Raw genomic sequence first — 23,175 nt, 5'->3', positions numbered from 1 at the left:
GTCAGGCGGTCAGGCCTCCAGGAGCGCCGCCACGTGCGCGCGCAGCAGCGGGAGCCCGGCGTGCAGGGCGTCGCCGGGGCACACCGTGCCGTCCCAGTGGTCGCGGTGCCCGTCGATCCCGGTCGGCTCGATGCCGTAGCGCTCGCACACCCGCGCGCACAGCCACACCAGGGCCGCCCACTGCGGCGCGGTGGGCAGGCGGTCGGTGTAGAGGCCCTCGTTCTCGATTCCGATGGACTCGCGGTTCTGGCCGACGCAGTGCGCGCCCTCGACCATCCGGTCGCCCGCGTCCAGCACCGCGAGCGTGCCGTGCCTGCCCTCCAGCAGGACGCCACCCCTGGTGCTGGTGAAGTGCTGACCGGTGTCGCCCCACCCGCGCCTGACGTGCTCGCGCTGGAAGAACAGCGCCAACCGGCGGGCGTGGTCGAGCGAGCGGTCGGTGGCGTTGTCGGTCGCGGTGTGGTGCACGATGATCCGCTTCGGCCTGCGCGGCAGCAGGACCGGCGCTTCGGCGGGCGGGTCGGCTCCCCAGTCGGCGCAGGCCAGGACGTGCGGGCGGAACGTCGGGAGCGGGGTGCGCGGGGACGCCCCGGACGCGGTGAGCGCGGTGGCGCCGAGCAGCCCGCCCAGCAGCAGCCGCCTGGTCAGAACAGCCACCGGTGGGCCTCCCGCGCGCGTCGGGCGTACAGCGGGCGGTCGTGCTCCACGCCGTAGCGGCGCGTCTCCAGCACGCTGCACCGGGCGTGGAAGAGCGCGCGCTCGCGCAGCGGCTCCGGGACGAGGGGCAGCACGGCGGGGCCGAGGTCCCGGTGCAGCAGGCCGAGGTCGGAGGCCGGGTCGCAGCGGGCCGCGTCGGTCCAGTCGACCACCCCGGTGATCGTGGTGTCCACGTCGACCAGGACGTGCTCGGCCCCCAGGTCGTTGTGCGCGAGCACCAGCTCGTCCGGCGGGGGTGGCGGCGGGGTGCGCAGGAAGCGCTCGACGGCCGGGTCGCGCAGGCCGAGCGCGGCGTGGTCGTCGGCGGCCTGGGCGAGCAGCGCGGGCAGGTCGGGCTCGTCCTCGGGGGCGGCCAGGTCCCAGGTCCGCACCAGCGCGACGAAGTCGACCAGGCGGCGGGCCAGGTCCCGCGTGCGGGCGGCGTCCAGCGGCAGCACCTCCAGCAGCGGGCGGCCGGGCAGCAGCCGGTAGGCCATCCAGGGGCCGTCGACGGCGAGCGGGACGGGCACCGGCAGCGGTGAGCGCGCGGCCACCTCGGCGAGCAGGCGGGCCTCGTCGGTCTGCTCGCCGTCGTGGCGGCGGCGGAGGACGAACTCCCCGTCCACCAGGTGCGCGGTGTTGTCCAGCCCGGAACCGAGCTCGACGACCGAGCGCGGCCCACCGCGTCCAGGCAGGTGGGCGTCGGCGAACCCGCGCAAGTCCGGCACGGGGGGCATCCTAGGTCCGACCGGGTGAGATCCGCCGAGAACGAGGTGTGAGTCCGCACTGGGGCGGGTAACCGGCGCGCACTTGCGCCGCACGCGCCCTCCGGAGGCCCGCGATGACCCATCCCCAGATGACCGCGCTCACCGCCTTCGTCGACCGCGCGCAGCGGCCGTTGTGGCTGGGCCTGGCCGCGTTGTTCGCCCTGGTCGGGGCGGTGAACGTGGCGGTGGCGCTGAACGAGTCGGCGTGGTGGCAGGCCGCCGTGGCGCTCCTGCTGCTCGGCGCGGCCTCCGCCTGCGCGCGGTCCGGGCTCAGAGCCCGCGCCTGACGCTCCCCCGGCCGGGTGCACTCGGGGTTGGTGGTGCGGCGCTAGCGCTTCGGCACGAACGCGTACACGCTCGCGGGCGACCCGGACCCGCGCCGGTTGACCACCCCGCCGACCAGCACGTGCGCCCCGGTCTCCGGCAGCTCGGCGAGGTTCGCGAGCACCTCCAGGCTGATCCGGTGCTCCCGGTAGAGCAGCTTGGACACGCGGTGCTCGCCGTCGACGCCCGAGTCGGGCCCGAAGGTGTCCGTGCCCAGCGCCCCGCGACGGCCGAGCCGCCCGGTGTCCAGCAGCCAGCGCACGGCCGCCACCGAGAACCCCGGCTGGTGCACCTGGCCGGTCTCGTCGCGGTGGTAGAACGCGGGCGTGCCCCAGCGGTCCTCCCAGCCGGTCCACAGCACCACGGCCGCGCAGCGCGGGATGCGCCCGTGCGCGCGCTCCCAGCGCAGCAGGTCGTCCACGGACAGCTCGTAGTCGGCGTCCCGCGCGGCCCGGTCCCGGACGTCGATCTTCACGGCGGGCAGCAGCAGGTCCTCGGGGTCGAGCTCGTCGGCGTGCGGCTGGCCGTCGGTGAAGTGCGCGGGCGCGCCCCAGTGCGTGCCGGTGTGCTCGCCCTGGTGGAGGAGCTGGAGGTAGTAGCCGTCCCGCGCGGTGGTGGCGACCACCTCGGCGGTGAACTCGGGGTCGCCGGGGTAGCCGCTGGTGCGGTCGGGGTCGTTGACGTGCGCGAGGTTGACCAACCGGTACCCGTCCAGCCCAGGGGCCCTGCGGGGCGCCCGCCGACGCCCGAGCGCGACCAGCCCGCCCACCGCCGCCACCGCACCGGCCACCACGACCCGCCCGCGCACCCGAACCCCTTCCCGTGGAACCGCGCCACCGTACCGACCCGTGCCACCGGGCCCGCCGCACGACACGACCACTGGCCGATCGGGTGACGGTGGGCGCATGGCCCGAAGGCCGCGCCGGAGTGGACGTCGCGCGCCGGTGTCATCACCGCTGACACCAGGCGTGCTTCGGTAGCCTGCTGCGCATGTCGACGGTCAGCAAGCTGGACGCCCGCATTCGCGCGCTCGAAACCCGCCTCAACGAGGTGTCCGGCACGCAGGACATCGTCGTGGAGAGAATGGCCGCGCAGATCGACGAGATCCACCGGGGCATGTCGCTCATCCTCACCATGCTGACCCGCGACCCGGAACTCGCGAAGTCCGCCGACCGGGCGCAGCAGGAGCACGACTAGGGCGTGGCCGCCCCTGGCGCCGGGCGAGGAGCTCCGCCCCGGTCCGCTACTCCTTTCCACCGCCCTCGGGCACGTCGGGCTGGATCTGGTCGTTGGGCGGTTTCGGGTTCTTGTCTGACGGGGACTTCAGCGCCGCGTCCTTGCCCTGGGCAGTGGTCGGACCTGTTCCTGCCTTCCCGGTCAGACCGGAGCTGGCGTTCTTCTCGTCACCCATGAACCACTTCTCCCCACAAGCGCGATCGCCGATTCCTGTGCCGGCTCAGGGCACCACGACCTGCCGCACCGCCTCCCCACCGGCCAGCCGGTCGAAGCCCGCCCCGACCTCCTCCAGCGCCAGCCGCCCGGTCAGCAGCCCCTCCACCGGCAGCAGCCCCGCCCGGTGCAGCGCGATGAACCGGGGGATGTCCCGCCCCGGCACGCACGAGCCGAGGTAGCTCCCCCTCAAGGTCCGCTCCTCCGCCACCAGGCTCAGCGCGGGCAGCACCAGCTCCCGGTCCGGGTGCGGCAGCCCCACCGTCACCGTGGTCCCGCCCGGCGCCGTCGCCGCGTACGCCTGGGCCAGCGCGGCGGGCGCCCCGGTGGTGTCCACGACCTTCTCCGCGCCTCCCCCGGTCAGCTCCCGGACCACCTCGACCACGTCCGGACCGGCCGCCACCGCGTCGGTCGCGCCCAACCTCAGCGCCAGTTCCCGCTTGCCCGCCACCAGGTCCACCGCCACGATCCGCGCCGCCCCGGCCGCTCGGGCGGCGAGCAGCGCGGCCAGGCCCACGCCGCCGAGGCCGAACACCGCGACCACGTCCCCCGGCCCGACCCGCGCGCTGTGCAGCACCGCGCCCGCGCCGGTGAGCACCGCGCAGCCGAACAGCGCGGCCACCTCGAACGGCAGGTCGGCGGGGACCTTCGTGGCCGAGCGGGCGGACACCACGACGTGCTCGGCGAAGCCCGACACGCCCAGGTGGTGGTGCGGCCTGGTCCCGTCGGGCAGGCGCAGGCGGCGCGCGCCGGACAGCAGGGCGCCCTCCCGGTTCGCCGCCGCGCCCGGCTCGCACAGCGCGGGGCGTCCGGCGGCGCAGCGGCGGCACGCGCCGCAGGCGGGCACGAACGACAGGACCACGTGGTCGCCGGGCGCGAAGCCGCCGCCCTCCCCGACCTCCAGGACCTCGCCCGCCGTCTCGTGCCCGAGCACCATCGGCAGCGGGCGCACCCGCGAGCCGTCGAGCACGGACAGGTCGGAGTGGCACAGCCCGGTGGCGCCCACCCCGACCAGCAGCTCGCCCGGCCCCGGCGGGTCCAGCTCCAGGTCGACGACCTCCAGCGGCCCGCCGACCTCGCGCAGCAGCGCGCCCCGCGTCCTCACGGGACCACCAGCCCGGTCATCGCCGCCCGCAGCCCGTCCGGGATCGGCACCGGCCTGCGGGTGCCCCGGTCGGTGAACACGTGCACGAAGTGCCCCCGCGCCACCAGCTCGTCACTCCCCTCGCGGTAGAAGCCGATCTCGTACCGGACGCTGGACCGGCCGAGCTTCCCCACGCGCAGCCCGGCGTCGAGCGCCTCGGGGAACGCCACGGGCGCCCGGTACGAGCAGTGCGACTCCACGCACAGCCCGATCTCGGCCCCGGCGTGGACGTCCAGTCCCGAGTCGATCAGCCAGGTGTTGATCAGCGTGTCCATGAGCGCGTAGTGGACGACGTTGTTGACGTGCCCGTACACGTCGTTGTCGCCCCACCGGGTGGGGATCCGCCGCCAGTGCGGGTAGTGCTCGCGCAACGCCCTGCCACCTCCCGTGCGGTCGCCGGTGAGCCGCGGGCCCAGTCTGGCGCGCGGGGACGCGGGCCGTGAAGGGCCGGACCGCGCCCCGCTCGGCCGTTGGTGTGACGTGTTTCACAGCAGCGCCGAACTCCGCCCCCGATCACACCGAGTCAGCATTTCCACCCGATCAACCCGAAAACCGGCCACCAACTCGCCGGTCACGGTGAACGGACCTCCCCAATGCTTTTACCGGAAACACACCAACTCCTCCACGGGGTGAAATCTCCGGACAACCCCGCCGCGCCGCGTCACGCTCACCGTGCACACTCTCGCACTTAAGGGTGAACCACCCGCTCACGAACGAGTTAAAACCACTCGACACGCCGTCCAACCAGCAGGTTCACCCGAAAAAGGTCAACCAGCACAGCACGGACACCGTGAGTGCGCACCGGAAACCGGAATAGCCCCAAGGGCGGACCCCGCATCGGACCCTTCCCACGCCCTTTCCCACGTGCGAAGAACCTCACTACGGTCTATCCGGCCCTTCCCGACGTTTTCCCAGAATTAGGCGGTGCACCGGTGTCTGTGACCGATCCGGGCGTTGAATCCGAGCGTCCCCAGCTGAGCCTCGGCACTGCGGCTGCCCGCAACCTCGCGACCACCACCAAGTCCGCCCCCCAGATGCAGGGCATCACCTCGCGGTGGCTGCTCAAGGTCCTGCCGTGGGAGCAGGCGGCGGGCGGCGCGTTCCGGGTCAACCGCAGGCTCAGCTACGCGGTCGGCGACGGCAGGCTGACCTTCACCAACACCGGCGCCGCCGTGCAGGTCGTGCCGCAGGAGCTGTGCGAGCTGCCGCTGCTGCGCGGTTTCGAGGACGTGGCCGTGCTGGCCGCGCTGGCCTCCCGCTTCAAGCAGCGCGAGTTCGCCGCGGGCGAGGTCGTCGTCGAGCGCGGGCGCTCCCAGGACGCCGTGCACCTGGTCGCGCACGGCCGGGTCAACAAGATCGGCGAGACCGAGTACGGCGACCAGACCGTGCTGGGCGTGCTCGCCGACGGCGACCACTTCGGCGGCCAGTGCCTGGCCGGGCCGCAGGGCGCGTGGGACTTCACCGTCAAGGCGATCACCCCGGTCACCATGCTGGTGCTGCCGTGGAGCGTGTTCGAGCAGCTCAACGGCGAGATGGGCGGCCTGCGGGCGCACATCCAGCGGATGGTGAACGCCGGTCGCCAGAAGCAGAACCAGCACGGCGAGGCCGAGATCGACATCGCGTCGGGCCACGAGGGCGAGGCGGCGCTGCCCGGCACGTTCGTGGACTACGAGCTGGCCCCGCGCGAGTACGAGCTGAGCGTCGCGCAGACCGTGCTCAACATCCACACCCGCGTCGCGGACCTCTACAACCACCCGATGGACCAGGTCGAGCAGCAGCTGCGGCTCACCATCGAGGCGCTGCGCGAGCGCCAGGAGCACGAGCTGGTCAACAACCGCGACTTCGGCCTGCTGCACAACTCCGACCTCGGCCAGCGCATCCACACCCGCACCGGCCCGCCCACCCCGGACGACTTCGACGAGCTGCTGTCGCTGGTGTGGAAGCAGCCGACCGCGTTCCTGGCCCACCCCAAGGTGATCGCCGCGTTCGGCCGCGAGTGCACCAAGCGCGGGATCTACCCCCAGAACACCGACCTGAACGGGCACCTGGTCCCCGCCTGGCGCGGCGTCCCGGTGCTGCCCTGCAACAAGATCGGCATCAGCGACCACCGCACCAGCTCGGTGATCCTGCTGCGCGCGGGCAAGGACAACCAGGGCGTCATCGGCCTGCACCAGACCGGCCTGCCCGACGAGTACCAGCCCGGCCTGAACGTGCGGTTCATGGGCATCAACGAGCAGGCGATCATGTCGTACCTGGTCAGCACGTACTACTCGGCCGCGATCATGGTCCCCGACGCGGTCGGCGTGCTGGAGCACGTCGAGCTGGGTCGCGAGGACTGAGCCCGGCCAGCACCGTCCCCACGACCAGATCGGAAGCACGCACGTGACAGCGATCGACCCCGCCCTGCCGCTCGACGAGATCGAGCGCACCCGCCAGAGCCTGGGCACCGCGGCGGCCAGGAACCTGGCCACCACCACCAAGTCCGCGCCGCAGATGCAGGCCATCTCGGCCCGCTGGCTGCTGCGCGAGCTGCCCTGGGTGCAGACCCAGGCGGGCACCTACCGGGTCAACCGGCGGCTCACCTACGCCGTCGGCGACGGGCGGATCACCTTCACCAGCACCGGTTCCGACATCCGCGTCATCCCGCAGGAGCTGCGCGAGGTCCCCGCGCTGCGCGCCTTCGAGGACGACGACGTGCTGACCGCGCTCGCGAACCGGTTCGTGCAGCGCGAGTTCACCCCCGGCGACGTGATCGTGCAGCGCGGCGACCGCGCCGAGGAGGTCTTCCTCGTCGCGCACGGCAAGGTGAACAAGATCGGCGAGGGCGAGTACGGCAACCAGACCGTGCTCGACGTGCTGGCCGACGGCGACCACTTCGGCAACGGCGTCCTCACCGGCGAGACCGAGCAGTGGGCCTTCACCGCCAAGGCGGTCACCCCGGTGATCGCGCTGGTGCTGCCGTGGGAGACCGTGCAGCAGCTGCGCGACGAGAACAGCCCGCTGCGCGCGATCGTCCACTCGACCACCCGCACCAGGGGCCTGCCGCAGAACAAGCACGGCGAGGCGTCCATCGAGATCGCCTCCGGCCACCAGGGCGAGGCCCCGCTGCCTGGCACGTTCGTGGACTACGAGCTGGCCCCGCGCGAGTACGAGCTGAGCGTCGCGCAGACCGTGCTGCGGGTCCACAGCCGGGTCGCGGACCTCTACAACAAGCCGATGAACCAGACCGAGCAGCAGTTGCGGCTCACCGTCGAGGCCCTGCGCGAGCGGCAGGAGTTCGAGATGGTCAACAACCGCGACTTCGGCCTGCTGCACAACGCGGACCTGAAGCAGCGCATCCACACCCGCACCGGCCCGCCGACGCCGGACGACCTGGACGAGCTGCTCAGCCGCAGGCGCAAGACCGCGTTCATGCTGGCCCACCCGCGCGCCATCGCCGCCTTCGGGCGCGAGGCGACCAAGCGCGGCGTGTACCCCGGCGTGGAGAACCACAGCGGCACGATGGTGACCACCTGGCGCGGCGTGCCGCTGCTGCCGTGCGACAAGATCCCGGTCACCGAGCAGGGCACCAGCTCGATCCTGGCGATGCGCGTCGGCGAGCAGGACAGCGGCGTCGTCGGCCTGCACCAGACCGGCATCCCGGACGAGTTCCAGCCCGGCCTGAACGCGCGGTTCATGGGCATCAACGAGCTGGGCGTCATCTCCTACCTGGTGAGCGCCTACTACTCGGTCGCCGTGCTGGTCCCCGACGCGCTCGGCGTCCTGGAGCACGTCGAGATCGGCCGCGAGTAGCGCGTCCCGATCCGGGGTCGGGCGGGACGCGCCCCCGCCCGACCCCGAACCACCTCCCGACCGGCCGCGCGCCCCGGCGGCGGCCACCTCCCGGCAGGCCACCGCGTGCCGGTCCCCCGAGCTGGAGTGTCCGATGACCGATCTCGACGTCTCCCCCGCGCAGCGCTCCGCGCGGGACGTGCTGGCCTGGGGCCGGGCGCTGGTGGACCCGGCGCTGCGCGCCGCCGTCGACCGGCTGCCCGAGTCGATGCGCTCCATCGCGGGCTACCACTTCGGCTGGTGGGACGAGCACGGCGTCCCCACCGGAGCGGACGCGGGCAAGGCGATCCGGCCGGTGCTCGTGCTGCTGGCCGCGCGCGCGGTCGGCGGGCGCCCCGAGGACGCGCTTCCCGCCGCGGTCGCGGTGGAGCTGGTGCACAACTTCTCGCTGCTGCACGACGACGTGATGGACGGCGACGCCACCCGCAGGCACCGGCCGACCGCGTGGGCGGTGTTCGGGGTCAACGCGGCGGTGCTCGCGGGCGACGCGCTGATGACGCTGGCGCTGGACGTGCTGGCCGCGAGCGGGCACCCGGCGTCCGCGCGGGGCATCGTGCTGCTGAGCGCGGCCGTGCAGGAGCTGCTGGACGGGCAGAGCTCGGACCTCGGGTTCGAGGAGCGCGACGAGGTCGGCGTCGCCGAGTGCGTGCGGATGGCCGAGGGCAAGACGGCGGCGCTGCTGGGCGCGTGCTGCTCGCTGGGCGCGCTGTTCGGCGGCGGCTCGGCCGACCAGGTCGGCGAGCTGGGGCTGTTCGGCGAGCGGACGGGCCTGGCGTTCCAGTTCGTGGACGACCTGCTCGGCATCTGGGGCGACCCGGCCGCCACCGGCAAGCCGGTGCACTCGGACCTGCGCAACCGCAAGAAGTCGCTGCCCGTGGTGGCCGCGCTGGCCTCGCGCAGCCAGGCCGGGCGCGAGCTGACCGGGCTGTACCGGGGGCGCGGCGAGCTGGCCGGGTCGGCGCTGGAGCAGGCGGCCGAGCTGGTCGAGCAGGCCGGGGCGCGGGCGTGGGGCCAGCGGCGGGCGGACGAGCTGCTCGCGCAGGCCAGGACGCACCTGCGGGCGTCGGGCGTCGACCCCGTCGCGGCGCGGGAGCTGGACGCCGTCGCCGTGCTGATGACCCGGCGCGACCGCTGACCCGGCGCGATCGCTGAGCCCCGAACCGAACCAGCCAGGAGCGCCCATGGGAGTCCCACTCGTGCTGCTCGCCTCGCCCCGGTCGTTCTGCGCCGGGGTCGAGCGGGCGGTGGAGATCGTCGAGCAGCTGCTGCGGCGGCGCGGCGGCCCGGTCCACGTGCGCAAGCAGATCGTGCACAACACGCACGTGGTGGCGCGGCTGGAGGCGATGGGCGCGGTGTTCGTGGACGAGCTGGACGAGGTGCCGGACGGGGCCGTGGTGGTGTTCTCCGCGCACGGGGTGTCGCCCGCCGTGCGCGCCGAGGCGGACCGGCGCGGGTTCGAGGTCGTGGACGCGACCTGCCCGCTGGTGACCAAGGTGCACGCGGAGGCGCGGCGGTTCGCCGGGCGCGGGGACACCGTGGTGCTGATCGGGCACGCCGGGCACGAGGAGGTCGAGGGCACGCTCGGCGAGGCCCCCGGCCGGATGCTGCTGGTGGACACCCCGGAGGCGGTGGCGGCGCTGGAGGTCGAGGACCCGGAGCGGGTGTCGTACCTGACCCAGACGACGCTGGCGGTGGACGAGGCGGCGGAGGTCGTCGCGGCGCTGCGCAAGCGCTTCCCCGCACTGCGCGGCCCCTCTTCGGACGACATCTGCTACGCGACCACGAACCGCCAAGAGGCGGTACGGGAGGTGGCGCGGGAGGCCGATCTGGTCCTCGTGGTCGGTTCAGCGAACTCATCCAACTCGGCAAGGCTGGTGGAGCTGGTGCGCCGCGAGGGCGTGCCCGCCCACCTGATCGACGACGTGCGCGAGCTGCGCCCGCAGTGGCTGGAGGGGGTGCGCGTGGTGGGGCTGAGCGCGGGCGCGTCGGCGCCGCCGGGGCTGGTGGACGAGGTCGTGGCGGTGCTGGACGCGCACCGGGTCGAGGTGCGGGAGACCACCGTGGAGACCATCCGGTTCACCCTGCCGCCGGCGGTGCGGAGGTGAGCGGCGCGCCGGGCGGCACAGCGCGCTCCTCGGAGGCGGGCGCCGGGTCGGAGGCGCTGCCGACCTCGTTGGAGCAGCTCACCGGGCCGGAGGCGCTGCGGGCGGTGCCCGAGCGGGCGCTCCCCGCGCTGGCGGCGGAGATCCGGCGGTTCCTGGTGGAGAAGGTGTCCAGGCGCGGCGGGCACCTGGGGTCGAACCTGGGCGCGGTGGAGCTGACCATCGCGCTGCACCGGGTGTTCGACTCGCCGCACGACGTGCTGCTGTTCGACGGCGGCCACCAGTCCTACGTGCACAAGGTCCTCACCGGTCGGGCGGCCGGGTTCGACGGGCTGCGCGGGTTCGGCGGGTTGTCCGGGTACCCGAGCGCGGCCGAGTCGCAGCACGACGTGGTGGAGAACTCGCACTCCTCCACCGCGCTGTCCTACGCGGACGGGATCGCGCGGGCGCTGCGGTTGCAGGGCTCGGACCGGCGGGTGGTCGCGGTGGTCGGGGACGGCGCGCTCACCGGCGGCATGGCCTGGGAGGCGCTGAACAACCTGGCGTCGGCGGACTACCCGGTGGTCGTGGTGGTCAACGACAACGCGCGCTCGTACGCGCCCACGGCCGGCGGGCTGGCCGCGCACCTGGGGCGGTTGCGGGACCGGCGGGCGCACCCGGTGTTCGAGGAGCTGGGGCTGCCGTACCTGGGGCCGGTGGACGGGCACGACGTGCCCGCGCTGGAGGGCGTGCTGGCCGAGGCCGCCGCGCTGGGCAGGCCGGTGGTGGTGCACTGCGCGACCCGCAAGGGCCGGGGCTACCCGCCCGCCGAGGGGGACGCGGTGGACTGCCTGCACGCGGTGTCGCCGTCCGGTGGCACGGGTGAGCGGAGCTGGGCGGACGTGTTCGGGGCCGAGATCGCCGAGATCGGGCTCCGGCGGGCGGACGTGGTGTGCGTGACGGCGGCGGTGCAGGGGCCGAGCGGGCTGGACGCGTTCGCGCGGCGGTTCCCGGAGCGGGTGTTCGACGTGGGCGTGGCCGAGCAGCACGCGGTGACGTCGGCGGCGGGCATGGCGATGGCGGGCGCGCACCCGGTGGTGCCGCTGGCGTCGACGTTCCTGCAGCGGGCGTTCGACCAGGTGCTGATGGACGTGGCGCTGCACCGGCTGCCGGTGACGCTGGTGGTCGGCGGGGCCGGGGTGACCGGTCCGGACGGGCCGAGCCAGCACGGTCTGTGGGACGCCGCGCTGCTGCCGCTGGTGCCGGGGATGCGGGTGGCCGCGCCGCGCGACCCGGCGCGGTTGGTGGAGCTGCTGCGCGAGGCGGTGGCGGAGCGGGAGGCGCCGACGGCGCTGCGGCACCCGAGCGGTCCGGTGTCGGAGGACGTGCCCGCGCTGCGCAGGGTCGGCGGGTGCGACGTGCTGCGCGAGGCGCACGCGGCGCGGGCGCTGCTGGTGGCGGTCGGGCCGATGGCCGGGGTGTGCCTCGCGGCGGCGGAGCTGCTGGCGGAGCGGGGCATCGGGGTGGACGTGGTCGACCCGAGGTGGATCGCCCCGCTGGACCCGGAACTGCTGCGGCTGGCGGGTGGGCACCGGGTGGTGCTGGCGGTGGAGGACGGCGCGGCGGGCGGTTCGCTGGGCGCGCGGCTGGCGCAGGCGGTGGGGAGCGCGCGGGTGCGCTCGCTGGCGCTGCCGGTGGAGTTCCTGCCGCACGGCGAGCGGGCCGAACTGCTGCGGCGCAGGGGTTTGGCGGCGGACGACGTCGCGGCGGCGGTGCGGCGGGCGGTGGACGAGGACTCGCTGACGGCGTCGGCCTCGGTGTGCGACTGCTTGCAGGACGTGCTGCCCTACCGCGCAGGGCGGTGAGGGGCCGCGCCCGGCTTGTGGGTCGGGTGGGTGTGCGGGGCGGGGAGTGCGGGACGGAGAGTGGACGCGGGTGGGGTGGGGAGGCCCCTCGGACGGGCGCGGTGAGGCGGTAGCCGGAGCCGGGCGGGGTGCGGCGGGATGTTCGCCGGACGCGGGTCGCACGGGGATCGGGCAGGGCGCGCCGGAAAGCGGCGGGACGAGCTTCGAGCTCGGGTGATCGCAGTGCTCCAACCGGAGGCCGGGGTCCGGCGATGGGCGGGTGTCGGACGTCGGTCGCCATAGGCCGGACAGGGCTCGGTGGTCGTGCGGGATGCATCGGTTGCTCGTAGCGCGGTGGTCCGGGATCAGCTGCAGGGTCGGGCCGACGCGGTGGGGCGCCGGGTGGTGCGCGGCAGGGCGGTCGCCGGATTCGGGTTGTGCCGGGATCGGGCGGTAAGCGGGCTGCGCCCGCCCCCGGTTCGGGCGTTCAGCGCGGCGATCGAGTGCGGCGGCGCTGATCGGGCGGTGCGGACCGACGGTCCACCGGGGCGTGGTTCCTTTGCGCACCAAGGGTTTCCCAGCCCCGACGCAGAGCCGGGGAACGTTCCGGTTCCACTACGGCGAGGTTTCGCCCTCAGGCAAAACCGTTGGCGTGCAAGGTTTTCACACCTGCCACCCCGAGCTGCTCCGCGAGGACCACCACCCGCACGACCACCCAGCCCATCCGGTCACGACCACTCGGGCGTACACGTCCCCCACACCGCCCAGCAGCACCGCACCCGAAGCGCCCCAACGCCTTCACCCCTTCGGCACAGTGCCGCAACACCCCCGCGCGAAGGGCCAGGAACGCCGTCCCGGACACCGCTCACCGGGTACCTCAAGCCTTGGTCAACAGAAGTTGTGAGAGCGCTCTCCCCCTGGCTAGCTTCTGCACCGGCCACAAGCCGAGCGGTGGTGAGCTCATCACCAGGACACCCGACCCCCAGCGTTCTTGCGAGGTGCCGCATGGTCAACGCGACCCCCATCGGGTAGCCAGGGAGGTCGCCTGGGGCGGCACCCCGCCTCAGGCGACCGAGAAGAGCCGAGGGGGCCCGACCAGCCCCGGAACGATCCGCAGTGGACGGACCGCGCGCCGCGCGCCGTCCACTCAGGGCACGCCGGAGAGTAGTTAGCGTTGCTAGTAAACGGTATTGCCGAAAACGCGGAGTGACGGGAAGCCGAACAAGTCCGGTCACCCTGCGTTTGTGCATCGATGCAGCACAGGGCCTCACGAGGGGTTCGACACACCCGTCCACCGGGCTGATTTTCCCAGCACGTGGGACGGAGGATTGAAGATCGACCGAGCCGACCTGGGCTTCATCACGGATCGAATGCGACCTTGTACCGATCGTGACGGAATACTCGAATTTTTCCCAGATAACGGGAAGTTCGCGACAGCGACTCCCCGTACCCCTATCGTTCAAGCGCGTTCAGTGACCGAAAAGTGACCTGACCGCGCCCGGCCCGTGAAGACCACGACGACCGCCAAGGAGCACCGTGACGATTAGGGTCCGGCCCTACACGATGACGGGCGGACGGACGCGCTCGACGACCAGCCTCGCCATCGAGACGATCGTCTCGACGAACGAGCGGGTCGGACGCGACGCACTGACCTCCACCGCCGAGCACCGCGTGATCAGCGACCTCTGCCGCACCCCGCACTCCGTCGCGGAGGTGTCCGCGAGGCTCCGCCTCCCCCTGGGCGTCGTCCGGGTGCTGCTCTCGGACATGTCCGACCTGACGCTGATCAACATCCACGAGAACATGGAGACGGGCGAGAAGGGCCCGACCATGGCGCTGATGGAGCGGGTGCTCGCCGGGCTGCGCGGCCTGTAGCCGACCGTCCACACGCGACGGAGCACGACCCCCGAGACGTCGACGGCCCCGGAACCGCTCAGGTTCCGGGGCCGTTCGCCGTTCAGGGGTTCGTCGTCCAGGACGACCGTTCGGAAGGACGCCGCGCGGACCTGGCTTCCAGGGCGGTCCGCGCCCGGCTCAGTCCGAGGTCGGCAGCAGCAGGAGGACCGCGCCGCTGTCCTTGTCCCGCACCGCGAACTCCTCGATCTCGTGCCACCGCAGGGCCACCCCGCCCGCGAGCGTGACGGCCTCGCCGTCCCCCGCGCCCTCGGCGGAGGCGAGCCAGGTGGTGACGGAGTAGGACTTCCCGTCGCGCGACTTCGCGATCAGCTCGCCCGTCTTCGCCCCGACGCCCTGAACCTCGAACTCCAGCGAGGTCCCCCACGGCTCGGGCGAGGCGCTGATCCGCGCCGAGGCGCCGGTGTCGGCGTTGGCGCCCCTGAGCATTCCGGGCGCGTCGGCGCCCCCCTGCGCCACCTGGGTCGGCCGGGACGCGTCGCCCTCCTGCGCGACGAGCTCGCCGGAGGAGGCGATCCGGTAGGTGACCACCGAGGAGAGGGCCACCAGCACCAGCGCGGCGGCGGCGGCGAAGAGCGAGTAGGTGCGGCGCTTGCGGGCCCGGTCCAGGGAGACCACGTCCAGCATCGAGCGCACCGAGCGGCCGTCCGGGCGCTCGCCCGCGTCGGAGCTGAGCAGCCCCGCGGCGTTGGCCTCGTCGAGCAGGTCGGGCAGTTGCGCGAAGTCGCGCAGGTCGAGCGCGCACCGGCGGCACTGGGCGAGGTGGTTCTCGAAGGCGTCGACCTCGTCCTCGTCGAGGATGCCGAGGACGTACGCCGCGACGTCGACGTGGTTCGGCAGCGAACTCACCTGTGTCAGCCCCGATCCTGAAGCGCCCGCCGCAGGGCGCGAAGTGCGTAGTAGACCCTGGATTTGACCGTGCCCGGCGGAACTCCGAGCACCTCCGCGGCTTCCCCCACGGTACGGTCGCGCAAGTACGTTTCGAGAATAGCCTCCCGGTGTTCCTGGGTTAGCCCGTTCATCGCCTCGGCGACGACGATCGCCGCGAGCGTCCGGTCCGCCTCGTCGTGCGAGGGGGCCTCGTCGGAGGGGGTCAGCTCGGACTCCTGCGGGCGCACGCTGCGCTTGCGGCGGTCGTCGATGACGAGCCTGCGGGCGACGGTGAACAGCCAGGACCGCAGCAGGACGGGGTCCCGCTCCAGCTTCTCGGCGTTGCGCCAAGCCCTGACCAGCGTCTCCTGCACGATGTCCTCGGCCCACTGCCGGTCGCTGCCGGTCAGCCGCATGGCGTGCCCGAGCAGCCCGCTGCCGAACTCCCGGTAGAGCCTCCTGATCAGCTCGTCCTCGGGACGCGCTTCTCTGAGGGGACGATCCCGCTCTTCTTGGTGTTGAGTGCGTCTTTGCCGCGCCACGCGGAGCATCCAAGCGCGCCGGGAGGTCAAAAGTCGAGCTTTTCCGGGCAAAAAAAGTGGTCGAATCGTTTGTGAACCGTCACCGGTCCGTTCTCGTACCCGCCCGTTCCCGGAGTTCGGCGTCCGATTTCGATTGCACCGCGCGGCAGTAAGCGCACTAGTCCGTTCGGTCCATCCACAGTGGACCGTTCAGACGTCCGACGGGCGTCCGAACTGGGCAAAGACGCAGCGCCTCCCGGCTCGTTCGGCGGCTTGAGCGACGGGGCACACGGCGACTCTCGCAGCGGGACCCGCCGACTGCAAGGGCCCTCCCGAAGCTCTCGACAGGACAGCCGGGACGCGAGCCGGGCAGAAGAGCCAACCGCCCGGAGCCTCAGCACTGACCTCGGTGCAGCGGCTGGTGGTCTCGCACTGCTTCGCAGCGCGGGAAGAACACGCCGCCCCCAGGTCGTCGACGAGGTCCCAACGAGCTGTTACCTGAACGCGCTAGCCGCGTAACCCGAACAGCCCAGCATTCCCGCGTATGACGCGGAACAGCGGAGTCACCGTCGTGGGCATCCCCGCGCGCGACGAGGAGCGGACCGTGCGCGGGGTGGCCGAGGCCGCCGACGCCGGGTTGCGCCTTGCCTTCCCCCACGGGGACAACGCCGTCGTGCTCGCCGACAACGGCAGCGCCGACGGCACGGTGGCCCGGTTCGCCGAGACCCCGTTGCGCGCGCGCAAGGTCGTGGCGCGCAGCGGGCGCGAGGGAACCGGCAAGGGCACCAACGTGCTCGCGGTCTTCGACCGGGCGCGCGAGCTGGGCGCGGACCGGGTGCTGCTGCTCGACGCCGACGTGCGCTCGGCCGAACCGGGCTGGGTCGGCGCGCTGGCCGAGGCGGTGGACGGGGACGAGCCGGTGATGGCGCTGCCCTGCTACCGGCGCGACCGGTACGAGGCGAACACGACCAACCACCTGGTGAGCCCGCTGCTGGCGGCCGTGTACGGGGCGCACGTGCAGCAGCCCATCGGCGGCGAGTTCGCGTTCAACCGGGCGTTCCTGGAGCGGGCGGCGACCTGGGAGCGGCCGGACAGCGCGCAGCTGTACGGGATCGACGTGTGGTTGACCGCGAACGCGCTGCGCGAGGGGCTGCGGCTGGTGGAGGTCCCGCTGGGGCGCAAGCTGCACAACTCGCCGTTCCCGAAGATCCTGCGGCTGCCGCAGCAGGTGCTGGACTCGCTGTTCCACGTGGTGCTGGCGACCGACCGGGTGCGCGACACCGCGCCGCGCGGGTCGGGGCTGCGGCAGGCGGTGGACGTGGCGGCGGTGCCGCAGGACCCGGCGGTGGTGGCGCGGGTGGCGGACGCGGTGCGGCGGTACCTGGCGGCGCACCGGGGTGACGTGCTCGCGCTGTTCCCGGCGGCGCGCGGGCTGGTGTCGGCGCCGTGGGGGCTGCGGGTGGGCGCCGAGGTGTGGCCGGAGCTGCTGGCGGACGCGGTGGTGGCGCTGTCGGAGGGCTGGTTCACCTCCGCGCGGGACCACCTGGTGGCGCTGTACGTGAACCGGGTGATGACGTTCTGGGACGAGATCGAGGGGTTGGACGGGGCCGCGGTGGACGCGGTGCTGGACCGCCAGGCGGCGGGCACGGCGCGGGCGGTCGCGGAGCGCGGGGTGGAGCTGGGCGGTCGGGTGACCGGGCCGGGGTCCTTCCACGTCGGGCACTGGAGCGGGTTCACCGCCGACGAACCCGCGCGAGGGCTCGCGGTGTGACGGGGTCGCGCCTCTGGCGGGAGTGGCGAAACCCGCCAGAGGCGTAACACAATGGCTCTCCGCAGCGCTTCTCCAAGCATGGGAGCGGAGCGCGTCGGGCAGCGGAGCTGGTCCAGGCCCTTGTTGGCGCTGGCCGCAGTGTTCCTGGTGGTCGCCGTGTGGAACGGGGTGCTCGCGGTCACCGAGGAGGTCGCGTGGCGCGGGGGCGCGGCGGCCGGGTGCGCGGTCGCGTCGGTGAGCCTGCTGTGCGTCGCGGCCGCGGACCGGTGGCGCTGATCCCCTTGCGCGGCAACCTCTCGCGCTAGTCGAGGTCGCTCAGGTCGAGCACGAACCGGTAGCGCACGTCGCCGCGCCCCAACCGCTCCAGGGCTTCGCCGACCCGCGCGGAGGGCAGCACCTCCACGTCGGCGACCACCCCGTGCTCGGCGCAGAACCGGAGCATCTCCGCCGTCGCCGGGAGCCCGCCGCTGCCGCTGGAGCTGAGCTTCTTGCGCCCCACCAGCAGGTCCATGGTCTCGACGGTCACCGCGCCGAGGTAGCCGACCTGGGTGAGCGTGCCGTCCCAGGCGACCATCCTCAGGTACGGCGCGAGGTCGTGCGGCACGGCGATGGTGTCGACGACGACGTCGAACCGGTCGCGCGCCCGCTCGACCTGATCGGGGTCGGTGGAGACCACGAAACCCCTCGCCCCGAGGGCGAGCGCGTCGTCGGCCTTGTCGGCGGTGCGGCTGATCACCGCGACCTCCGCGCCGAGCGCGACGGCGAGCTTGACCGCCAGGTGCCCCAGCCCGCCGAGCCCGGCCACGGCGACGCGGGTGCCCGGTCCGACGCCGAGCGCGCGCAGCGGTTCCCAGACCGTGATGCCCGCGCACATCAGCGGCGCGGCGGCGGCCGGGTCGAGGCCTGCGGGCAGGTGGTGGGCGAACGCCTCGCGGACGACGTACTCGCGACTGTAACCGCCGAGCGTGGTGCTGCCGTCGTGCCGGTCGGTCCCGGCGTAGGTGAGGGCGGGGAACTCGCGGCAGAAGTTCTGCTGGCCCGCCAGGCACGGCGCGCAGGTCCCGCACGAGTCGACGATGTTGCCCACGGCCACCGGGTCGCCGACCGCGAACGCGGTGACGTCCCGGCCGATCTCGGTGACCACGCCGGTGAACTCGTGGCCGGGCACCAGGGGCGAGCCGCCGTCGTGGGAGCGCAGGTGGTGCAGGTCGGTGTGGCAGACCCCGCAGTGGTCGACGCGCACGGCGACGTCGTCGGGCCGCAGGTCGCGCCGCTGGAGCGCGGTTCGCACGAGCTCGCCGCCGTCGGCGCGCCACCCGGTGGTGGTCCTCATCGTGGGCACTCCTTCAAACAGACTGTTCGGTTTGTTTCACCGTAGGGCGACCTCCGGCCAAAAGCAAACCAACTGTTCTGTTTGCTACTCTGGGCGCATGGCGGAGCAGGCGTTGACCCCGAAGGGCGCCGCGACCCGCGCGCGGATCATCGAGGCGGCCACCGCCGAGTTCACCGAGCACGGCATCGCGGGCGCGCGCGTCGAGCGGGTCGTGGCGGCGGCGCGCACCAACAAGGCCCAGCTCTACGCGTACTTCGGCAGCAAGGACGGCCTGTTCGACGCGGTGCTGGGCAGCCTGATGGACCGGATCGTGGACGTGGTCCCGATCGACGCCACCGACCTCGCGGACTGGGCGGTGCGGCTGTACGACGACTACCTGGTCCGGCCCGAGGTGGTGCGGCTGGCCACCTGGACCCGCCTGGAGCGCCGCCCGTCCGGCCACCTCGTGCCCGACCACGAGCGGCGCGAGGACGGGAAGCTGCGCGCGATCGCCGAGGCGCAGGCCGCCGGGCTGGTCGTGCCCGGCGACCCGTTCGACGTGATGGTGCTGGTGATCTCGATGTCGCTGGCCTGGTCGCCGGTCAGCACGTCCTACGCGGCGAGCGCCGACGAGCCCGCCGAGGCGCACGAGCGCCGCAGGTCCCTGCTGCGCGAGACCGTGCGGCGCGCGGTCATGCGCTGAGAGCGCTCAAACGCCGCTTTGCTCACCGCCGTTCGGGCTCCACGACGGCCCCGCGCCCCCCTACCATTGGGCCTGTGATCCTCTTCGGCGGACTACTGGTCCTGCTCGGCGCGTCCACGCTGATCTGGCGCGACGCCGACATCGTCGGCCTCTCCCCCGGCGCCTCCGGCGGCCTGGTCCTGGCGCTCGGCGTCGCCGCGATCGTCGCGGGCCTCGTGCTGCGCGCGCGCCGCCGCGCCAGGCGGATCGCGAACGGCGAGCCGGAACCGCTGGGCTCGGTGGTCGACCGGGCCAGGGCGGTGCCCAGGATGCTGCGCGACCGCAAGGCCTACGGCATCGGCGGCGGTCAGCTCGCGGCGTGGGCGTTCGCGCTGGTGTACATCGTGTCCCCGGTCGACCTGCTGCCCGAGCTGCTGCCGATCATCGGCGTGACCGACGACGCGGGCGTGGGCGTGTGGCTGCTCACCAGCCTGTCGGCGGCGGCGGGCGGCTACCTGCGCTGGGAGTCAGAAAAGCGCGACGGCCAGCCCCAGCGCGGCTAGCACGTTCACGGCGGTCGACGCGGCGAACACCCCGATCGGCCGCCACCCGGCCTGGCGCAGCGCGCCCGCCCGGAACTCCAGCCCGATGCTGGTGAACGCCAGGATCAGGAACCACGTGCGCAGGTCGTTGACCACCCCGATCGCCGCCTTGCCCGAGGCGGGGTCGGCGGTGGCGAGGTAGGCGGTGGCGATGGCGGAGGTGGCCAGGAAGCCCAGGACGAACTTGGGGAACCTCTCCCAGAGCTGTCGTCCCGCCGACACGTCCGGGCGCCGCCCCTCCACGCGCAGCGCGAAGTACGCGGTCAGCGCGACCGCGACCACGCCCAGCAGCGCGTTCTGGGTGACCTTGACGATCGTGGCGATCCGCAGCGACTCCTCGCCCGCGAGCGCGCCCGCCGCCGTGACCGCCGCCGTGGTGTCGATGTTGCCGCCGATCCACGCGCCGGTGGTGCGCGGGTCGAGGCCCAGCGCGGTCGCCGCCAGCGGCAGCAGGAAGATCGACGGCAGGGCGAACACGATGACCAGGCTGGCGCTGTAGGCCAGCTGCTCCCGCTTGGCCTGCACCGCGCCCGCCGCCGCGATGGCCGCGCTCACCCCGCAGATCGCGACGGCCGCCGAGAGCAGCGCGCGCAGCTTCTCGTCCAGCCCGAGCCTGCCGCCGAGCCACCAGGAGAACCCGAACACCAGGGTGATCAGCACGACGGACTGGGCCAGCGCGGGGCCGGCGGCGTCGGCGAGGACGGCGAGGTTGATCGAGGCGCCGAGCAGCACCAGGCCGGTCTTGATGAAGAACTCGGTGCGGAAGCCTCCCGCCAGGCGGTCCCGCACGCCCAGCGCGCCCAGGAGGGCGTTGCCGAGCAGGCCCAGGGCGATGGCGTAGACGGGGAACTCGACCGCCGCGCCGACGCCCTCCCAGGAGGTGCCCTCGGTGGCGTCGGGGACGGTGGTGGACAGGTAGCGGGCGGCGGCGGACAGCGCCAGGACGACCAGCACGCCGAGGACCGCGCCCCTCAGCGGCGAGCGCTCGGGGGCCTCGTCGGGTGCGACGCCCGCCCGCTCCTCCGCGCTCACGGGACCAGTCCGGGCGGGATGACGCCGGTCAGCGCCAGCGCGAGCAGGAGCAGGCCCGCGAAGACCGCGAGCCAGTCCTCCGTCAACCAGGTGCGATCACCCATGCCAGCACGCTCCGGGGTGCGCCGGGAACAATGTTCACCCGAACGTAACGAGCCGGGCGCACCCCGTCACCACTTCTCAAAAAGTGGAACCAGAACGCGGTGAACAGCGGAAACACCAGTTCTCCGCCGTCCACCCCTCGATCACTCGGCGATCCGCCGCTCCGCCTCGGGCTCCTGCTCCGGGGCCACGTCCGCGACCCGCCGCGCGTCCGCCCGGTCCACCAGCTCGCGCGCGGGCGCGGGTTCGCCGCGCAGCCCCTCCAGCAGCCCGGTGATCGCCGCCATGATCCGCGCCGTCGCCTCGTCCAGCACCTGCTTGGTCATCGGCTTGCCGTACAGGTCCGACAGGTCCACCGGGTCGCCGCAGGTGATCTGCACCTTCGTCCACGGCCGGGGCCGCGCCGAGCCCTCCGGGAGGAGCCGCTCCGGCCCCCACTGCGCGACCGGCACCACCGGCGTCCTCGTCGCCAGCGCCACCCGCGCCACCCCGGACTTGCCGCGCATCGGCCAGTGGTCGGGGTCGGAGGTGAACGTGCCCTCCGGGTACACCCCGACGCACTCGCCGTCGGCCAGCGCCGTGCGCGCCGCGTCCAGCGCCAACCCGGCCCGCGCGCTGCCCCGGTCGACCGGGATGTGCCTGCCGGACCGCATCACCGCGCCGATCACCGGGGCGGTGAACAGGTTGGCCCGCGCCAGGTAGCGCGGGATGCGCCCGGAGGCCAGCGCGTACGCGGTCAGCAGGATCGGGTCCACGTTCGACAGGTGGTTGGACGCGAGCAGGACCGCGCCGCTCTTGGGCACCTTCTCGCGCCCGGTCATGCGCATCCGGACGAACAGCACCAGGAGCGGCCAGATCAACTCGATCGCCAGTCCGTACCAGATCCCCCGGCCGCGCCGGGGCAGCCTCGGCGTCAACGCCACCATCTCGGAGAAGCTCACGACGGGAATCCTCGGACATGCCGGTCCGGGCCCGCGCGCCGCCCCGAGGCAGGCCGCCACTGGGAACGCTTCCCTGCCCGTCCACCGCCTGATCAGGTTCAGCTAGGGTCCCGCACGTGCCCATGAGCGCGGTCGACCGCATCAGCGTGCTTCTCGTCGAGGACGACGAGGGCGACGCCATCCTGGTCGAAGCACTTCTGGAGGAGGTCGGGGCGGACGTCGAGCTGCTGCGCGCGCGCACGTTGCGCGAGGCCACGACGCAGCTGTCCGGCGCGGACTGCGTCCTGCTGGACCTCGGCCTGCCCGACACCACCGGCCTGGACGGGCTGCTGAACCTGCTGGCCCAGCCCGCGCCCGCCGCCATCATCGTGCTGACCGGGCTCAACGACGAGCACCAGGGGATGCGCGCGGTCGCCGCGGGCGCCGAGGACTACCTCGTCAAGGGGCAGGTCGACGGCGCGGCGCTGCTGCGCGGCATCCGGTACGCGGTGGGCCGCAAGCAGGCCGAGGAGACCCAGCGGCAGCTGCGGGACGAGAAGCTGCACGCGGCCGAGAAGACCCGCCTGGAGCGCGGCCTGCTGCCGTCGCCGCTGCTGCGCGGACCGGCGCCGCTGGTGAAGGAGCGCTACCGGCCGGGTGGCAGCCGGATGCTGCTGGGCGGCGACTTCTACGACACCGTGCAGGCCCACGACGGCACCCTGCACGTGATCATCGGCGACGTGTGCGGCCACGGGCCGGACGAGGCCGCGCTGGGCGTGCTGCTGCGCATCGCGTGGCGGGCGCTGCTGCTGGCCGAGCAGACCCCCGAGCGGGTGCTGCACACGATGCACGAGCTGCTGGAGCTGGAGCGGCACCAGCCGGGGCTGTTCACCACCGCGTGCATGATCTCGGTGGCCCCCGACCGGCGGTCCGCGCGGGTGTTCCTGGCCGGGCACCCCGAGCCGATCCTGATGGCGGGCGACAAGATCGTGGAGCTGCCCAGGACGCGCGCGGGCCTGCCGCTGGGCGTGCTGCCGGACAGCGAGTGGGACGCGCTGGACGTCGAGCTGCCGCCCGACTGGTCGTTGATGATCTACACCGACGGCCTCGTTGAGGGCCGGGTGGGCAACGACTCGGAGCGGCTCGGCTCGGAACGGCTGATCGAGCTGATCGGGCAGGTCCGCGCGGGGGCGCGGGGCGGCCCGATCGACCCGGACGAGCTCCTGGACTCGCTGATCTCGCGGGTTAAGGAGCTGAACGGCGGGGAACTGGACGACGACATGGCCGTGCTGTTGATATCGGAGCAGAGCTGA

General features: G+C 73.4%; 24 protein-coding genes. 13 read left to right on the top strand and 11 right to left on the bottom strand.

The genetic code is table 11. The features are described from left to right. Positions 1-9 precede the first annotated feature (9 nt). Together LV78_RS37495 and LV78_RS37490 are read right to left on the bottom strand one after the other, a co-directional pair. Positions 10-657, bottom strand: coding sequence for a peptidoglycan recognition protein family protein (locus LV78_RS37495; RefSeq protein ID WP_253850954.1), 648 nt, complete (start codon positions 655-657; stop codon positions 10-12). After that, a complete protein-coding gene (locus LV78_RS37490; protein WP_253850953.1) occupies positions 645-1,424 on the bottom strand; it encodes a phosphotransferase family protein in 780 nt (259 codons plus the stop codon). Before LV78_RS37490 ends, LV78_RS37495 begins: the two co-directional genes overlap by 13 nt. Before the next feature lie 113 nt (positions 1,425-1,537). Here LV78_RS37490 and LV78_RS37485 point away from each other — a divergent pair, with 113 nt between their 5' ends. Then, the gene (locus LV78_RS37485; RefSeq protein ID WP_253850952.1) at positions 1,538-1,750 is read left to right on the top strand and encodes a hypothetical protein; all 213 of its coding nucleotides are present in this window, start codon (positions 1,538-1,540) and stop codon (positions 1,748-1,750) included. Between the two features lie 41 nt (positions 1,751-1,791). Here the strand turns inward: LV78_RS37485 and LV78_RS37480 are convergent, their stop codons facing one another. Further along, the gene (locus LV78_RS37480; RefSeq protein ID WP_253850951.1) at positions 1,792-2,595 is read right to left on the bottom strand and encodes a cyclase family protein; all 804 of its coding nucleotides are present in this window, start codon (positions 2,593-2,595) and stop codon (positions 1,792-1,794) included. Between the two features lie 182 nt (positions 2,596-2,777). Between LV78_RS37480 and LV78_RS37475 the strand changes: the two genes are divergently transcribed. Next, positions 2,778-2,984 (top strand): hypothetical protein, encoded by a 207-nt coding sequence (locus LV78_RS37475; protein ID WP_253850950.1) that lies wholly within the window; start codon positions 2,778-2,780, stop codon positions 2,982-2,984. 46 nt (positions 2,985-3,030) lie between these two features. Here LV78_RS37475 and LV78_RS37470 read toward each other — a convergent pair whose 3' ends face one another. From LV78_RS37470 to LV78_RS37460, 3 genes are read right to left on the bottom strand one after another with little or no spacing between them, the layout of a single operon-like run. Next, positions 3,031-3,198, bottom strand: a complete 168-nt coding sequence (locus LV78_RS37470) for a hypothetical protein (RefSeq protein WP_253850949.1) — start codon at positions 3,196-3,198, stop codon at positions 3,031-3,033. 45 nt (positions 3,199-3,243) lie between these two features. Further along, the gene (locus LV78_RS37465; protein WP_253850948.1) at positions 3,244-4,341 is read right to left on the bottom strand and encodes a zinc-binding dehydrogenase; all 1,098 of its coding nucleotides are present in this window, start codon (positions 4,339-4,341) and stop codon (positions 3,244-3,246) included. Beyond that, entirely contained in the window at positions 4,338-4,751 is a 414-nt protein-coding gene (locus LV78_RS37460; protein ID WP_253850947.1) for an acyl-CoA thioesterase, read from the bottom strand. The genes LV78_RS37465 and LV78_RS37460 overlap by 4 nt, the downstream gene beginning before the upstream one ends. 561 nt (positions 4,752-5,312) lie before the next feature. On the opposite strand from LV78_RS37460, the gene LV78_RS37455 reads away from it, so the two are divergent. The 6 genes from LV78_RS37455 (at position 5,313) to LV78_RS37430 (ending at position 14,011) form a co-directional block, all read left to right on the top strand. Next, positions 5,313-6,719 (top strand): family 2B encapsulin nanocompartment shell protein, encoded by a 1,407-nt coding sequence (locus LV78_RS37455; RefSeq protein WP_253850946.1) that lies wholly within the window; start codon positions 5,313-5,315, stop codon positions 6,717-6,719. 43 nt (positions 6,720-6,762) lie between these two features. Beyond that, positions 6,763-8,172, top strand: a complete 1,410-nt coding sequence (locus LV78_RS37450; RefSeq protein ID WP_253850945.1) for a family 2B encapsulin nanocompartment shell protein — start codon at positions 6,763-6,765, stop codon at positions 8,170-8,172. 133 nt (positions 8,173-8,305) lie between these two features. Next, the gene (locus LV78_RS37445) at positions 8,306-9,346 is read left to right on the top strand and encodes a family 2 encapsulin nanocompartment cargo protein polyprenyl transferase (RefSeq protein WP_253850944.1); all 1,041 of its coding nucleotides are present in this window, start codon (positions 8,306-8,308) and stop codon (positions 9,344-9,346) included. A 46-nt stretch (positions 9,347-9,392) separates the two neighbouring features. Further along, on the top strand, positions 9,393-10,316 hold the full coding sequence (gene ispH, locus LV78_RS37440; RefSeq protein ID WP_253850943.1) for a 4-hydroxy-3-methylbut-2-enyl diphosphate reductase: 924 nt from the start codon (positions 9,393-9,395) through the stop codon (positions 10,314-10,316). Beyond that, entirely contained in the window at positions 10,313-12,157 is a 1,845-nt protein-coding gene (locus tag LV78_RS37435) for a 1-deoxy-D-xylulose-5-phosphate synthase (protein ID WP_253850942.1), read from the top strand. The genes ispH and LV78_RS37435 overlap by 4 nt, the downstream gene beginning before the upstream one ends. Positions 12,158-13,672: 1,515 nt before the next feature. After that, positions 13,673-14,011: a DUF742 domain-containing protein gene (locus tag LV78_RS37430; RefSeq protein WP_253850941.1), complete on the top strand. Its 339-nt coding sequence runs from the start codon at positions 13,673-13,675 to the stop codon at positions 14,009-14,011. Positions 14,012-14,170: 159 nt separating this feature from the next. Here the strand turns inward: LV78_RS37430 and LV78_RS37425 are convergent, their stop codons facing one another. Together LV78_RS37425 and LV78_RS37420 are read right to left on the bottom strand one after the other, a co-directional pair. Beyond that, positions 14,171-14,899: a zf-HC2 domain-containing protein gene (locus LV78_RS37425; protein WP_253850940.1), complete on the bottom strand. Its 729-nt coding sequence runs from the start codon at positions 14,897-14,899 to the stop codon at positions 14,171-14,173. Between the two features lie 5 nt (positions 14,900-14,904). Then, complete coding sequence (locus LV78_RS37420; RefSeq protein ID WP_015803734.1) at positions 14,905-15,471, bottom strand: sigma-70 family RNA polymerase sigma factor; 567 nt, start codon at positions 15,469-15,471, stop codon at positions 14,905-14,907. A 514-nt stretch (positions 15,472-15,985) separates the two neighbouring features. On the opposite strand from LV78_RS37420, the gene LV78_RS37415 reads away from it, so the two are divergent. Together LV78_RS37415 and LV78_RS37410 are read left to right on the top strand one after the other, a co-directional pair. Continuing rightward, positions 15,986-17,212 carry a glycosyltransferase family 2 protein gene (locus tag LV78_RS37415; protein ID WP_253850939.1) on the top strand — a complete coding sequence of 409 codons (1,227 nt, stop codon included), beginning with the start codon at positions 15,986-15,988 and terminating at the stop codon, positions 17,210-17,212. 78 nt (positions 17,213-17,290) lie between these two features. Next, positions 17,291-17,488, top strand: a complete 198-nt coding sequence (locus LV78_RS37410; protein ID WP_253850938.1) for a hypothetical protein — start codon at positions 17,291-17,293, stop codon at positions 17,486-17,488. A gap of 25 nt (positions 17,489-17,513) precedes the next feature. On the opposite strand, the gene LV78_RS37405 is transcribed toward LV78_RS37410, so the two are convergent. Continuing rightward, positions 17,514-18,545 carry an NAD(P)-dependent alcohol dehydrogenase gene (locus tag LV78_RS37405; protein WP_253850937.1) on the bottom strand — a complete coding sequence of 344 codons (1,032 nt, stop codon included), beginning with the start codon at positions 18,543-18,545 and terminating at the stop codon, positions 17,514-17,516. Positions 18,546-18,642: 97 nt separating this feature from the next. On the opposite strand from LV78_RS37405, the gene LV78_RS37400 reads away from it, so the two are divergent. Both LV78_RS37400 and LV78_RS37395 read left to right on the top strand, forming a co-directional pair. Then, on the top strand, positions 18,643-19,227 hold the full coding sequence (locus tag LV78_RS37400; protein WP_253850936.1) for a TetR/AcrR family transcriptional regulator: 585 nt from the start codon (positions 18,643-18,645) through the stop codon (positions 19,225-19,227). 74 nt (positions 19,228-19,301) lie between these two features. Next, on the top strand, positions 19,302-19,769 hold the full coding sequence (locus LV78_RS37395) for a YkvA family protein (RefSeq protein ID WP_253850935.1): 468 nt from the start codon (positions 19,302-19,304) through the stop codon (positions 19,767-19,769). Here the strand turns inward: LV78_RS37395 and LV78_RS37390 are convergent. Both LV78_RS37390 and LV78_RS37385 read right to left on the bottom strand, forming a co-directional pair. After that, positions 19,734-20,840, bottom strand: a complete 1,107-nt coding sequence (locus LV78_RS37390) for a YeiH family protein (protein WP_253850934.1) — start codon at positions 20,838-20,840, stop codon at positions 19,734-19,736. The two genes, LV78_RS37395 and LV78_RS37390, sit on opposite strands and share 36 nt — an antisense overlap. Before the next feature lie 245 nt (positions 20,841-21,085). Beyond that, complete coding sequence (locus LV78_RS37385; RefSeq protein WP_253851001.1) at positions 21,086-21,868, bottom strand: lysophospholipid acyltransferase family protein; 783 nt, start codon at positions 21,866-21,868, stop codon at positions 21,086-21,088. A 137-nt stretch (positions 21,869-22,005) separates the two neighbouring features. Here LV78_RS37385 and LV78_RS37380 point away from each other — a divergent pair, with 137 nt between their 5' ends. After that, positions 22,006-23,175: a PP2C family protein-serine/threonine phosphatase gene (locus tag LV78_RS37380; RefSeq protein ID WP_253851000.1), complete on the top strand. Its 1,170-nt coding sequence runs from the start codon at positions 22,006-22,008 to the stop codon at positions 23,173-23,175.

The sequence above is a fragment of the Actinosynnema pretiosum genome (genome assembly GCF_024171695.1).
In the GTDB taxonomy this organism is placed as follows: Bacteria; Actinomycetota; Actinomycetes; order Mycobacteriales; family Pseudonocardiaceae; genus Actinosynnema; species Actinosynnema pretiosum.
Note: the sequence above shows the minus strand (reverse complement) of the source record. Positions and strands in the feature narration are given on the sequence as shown.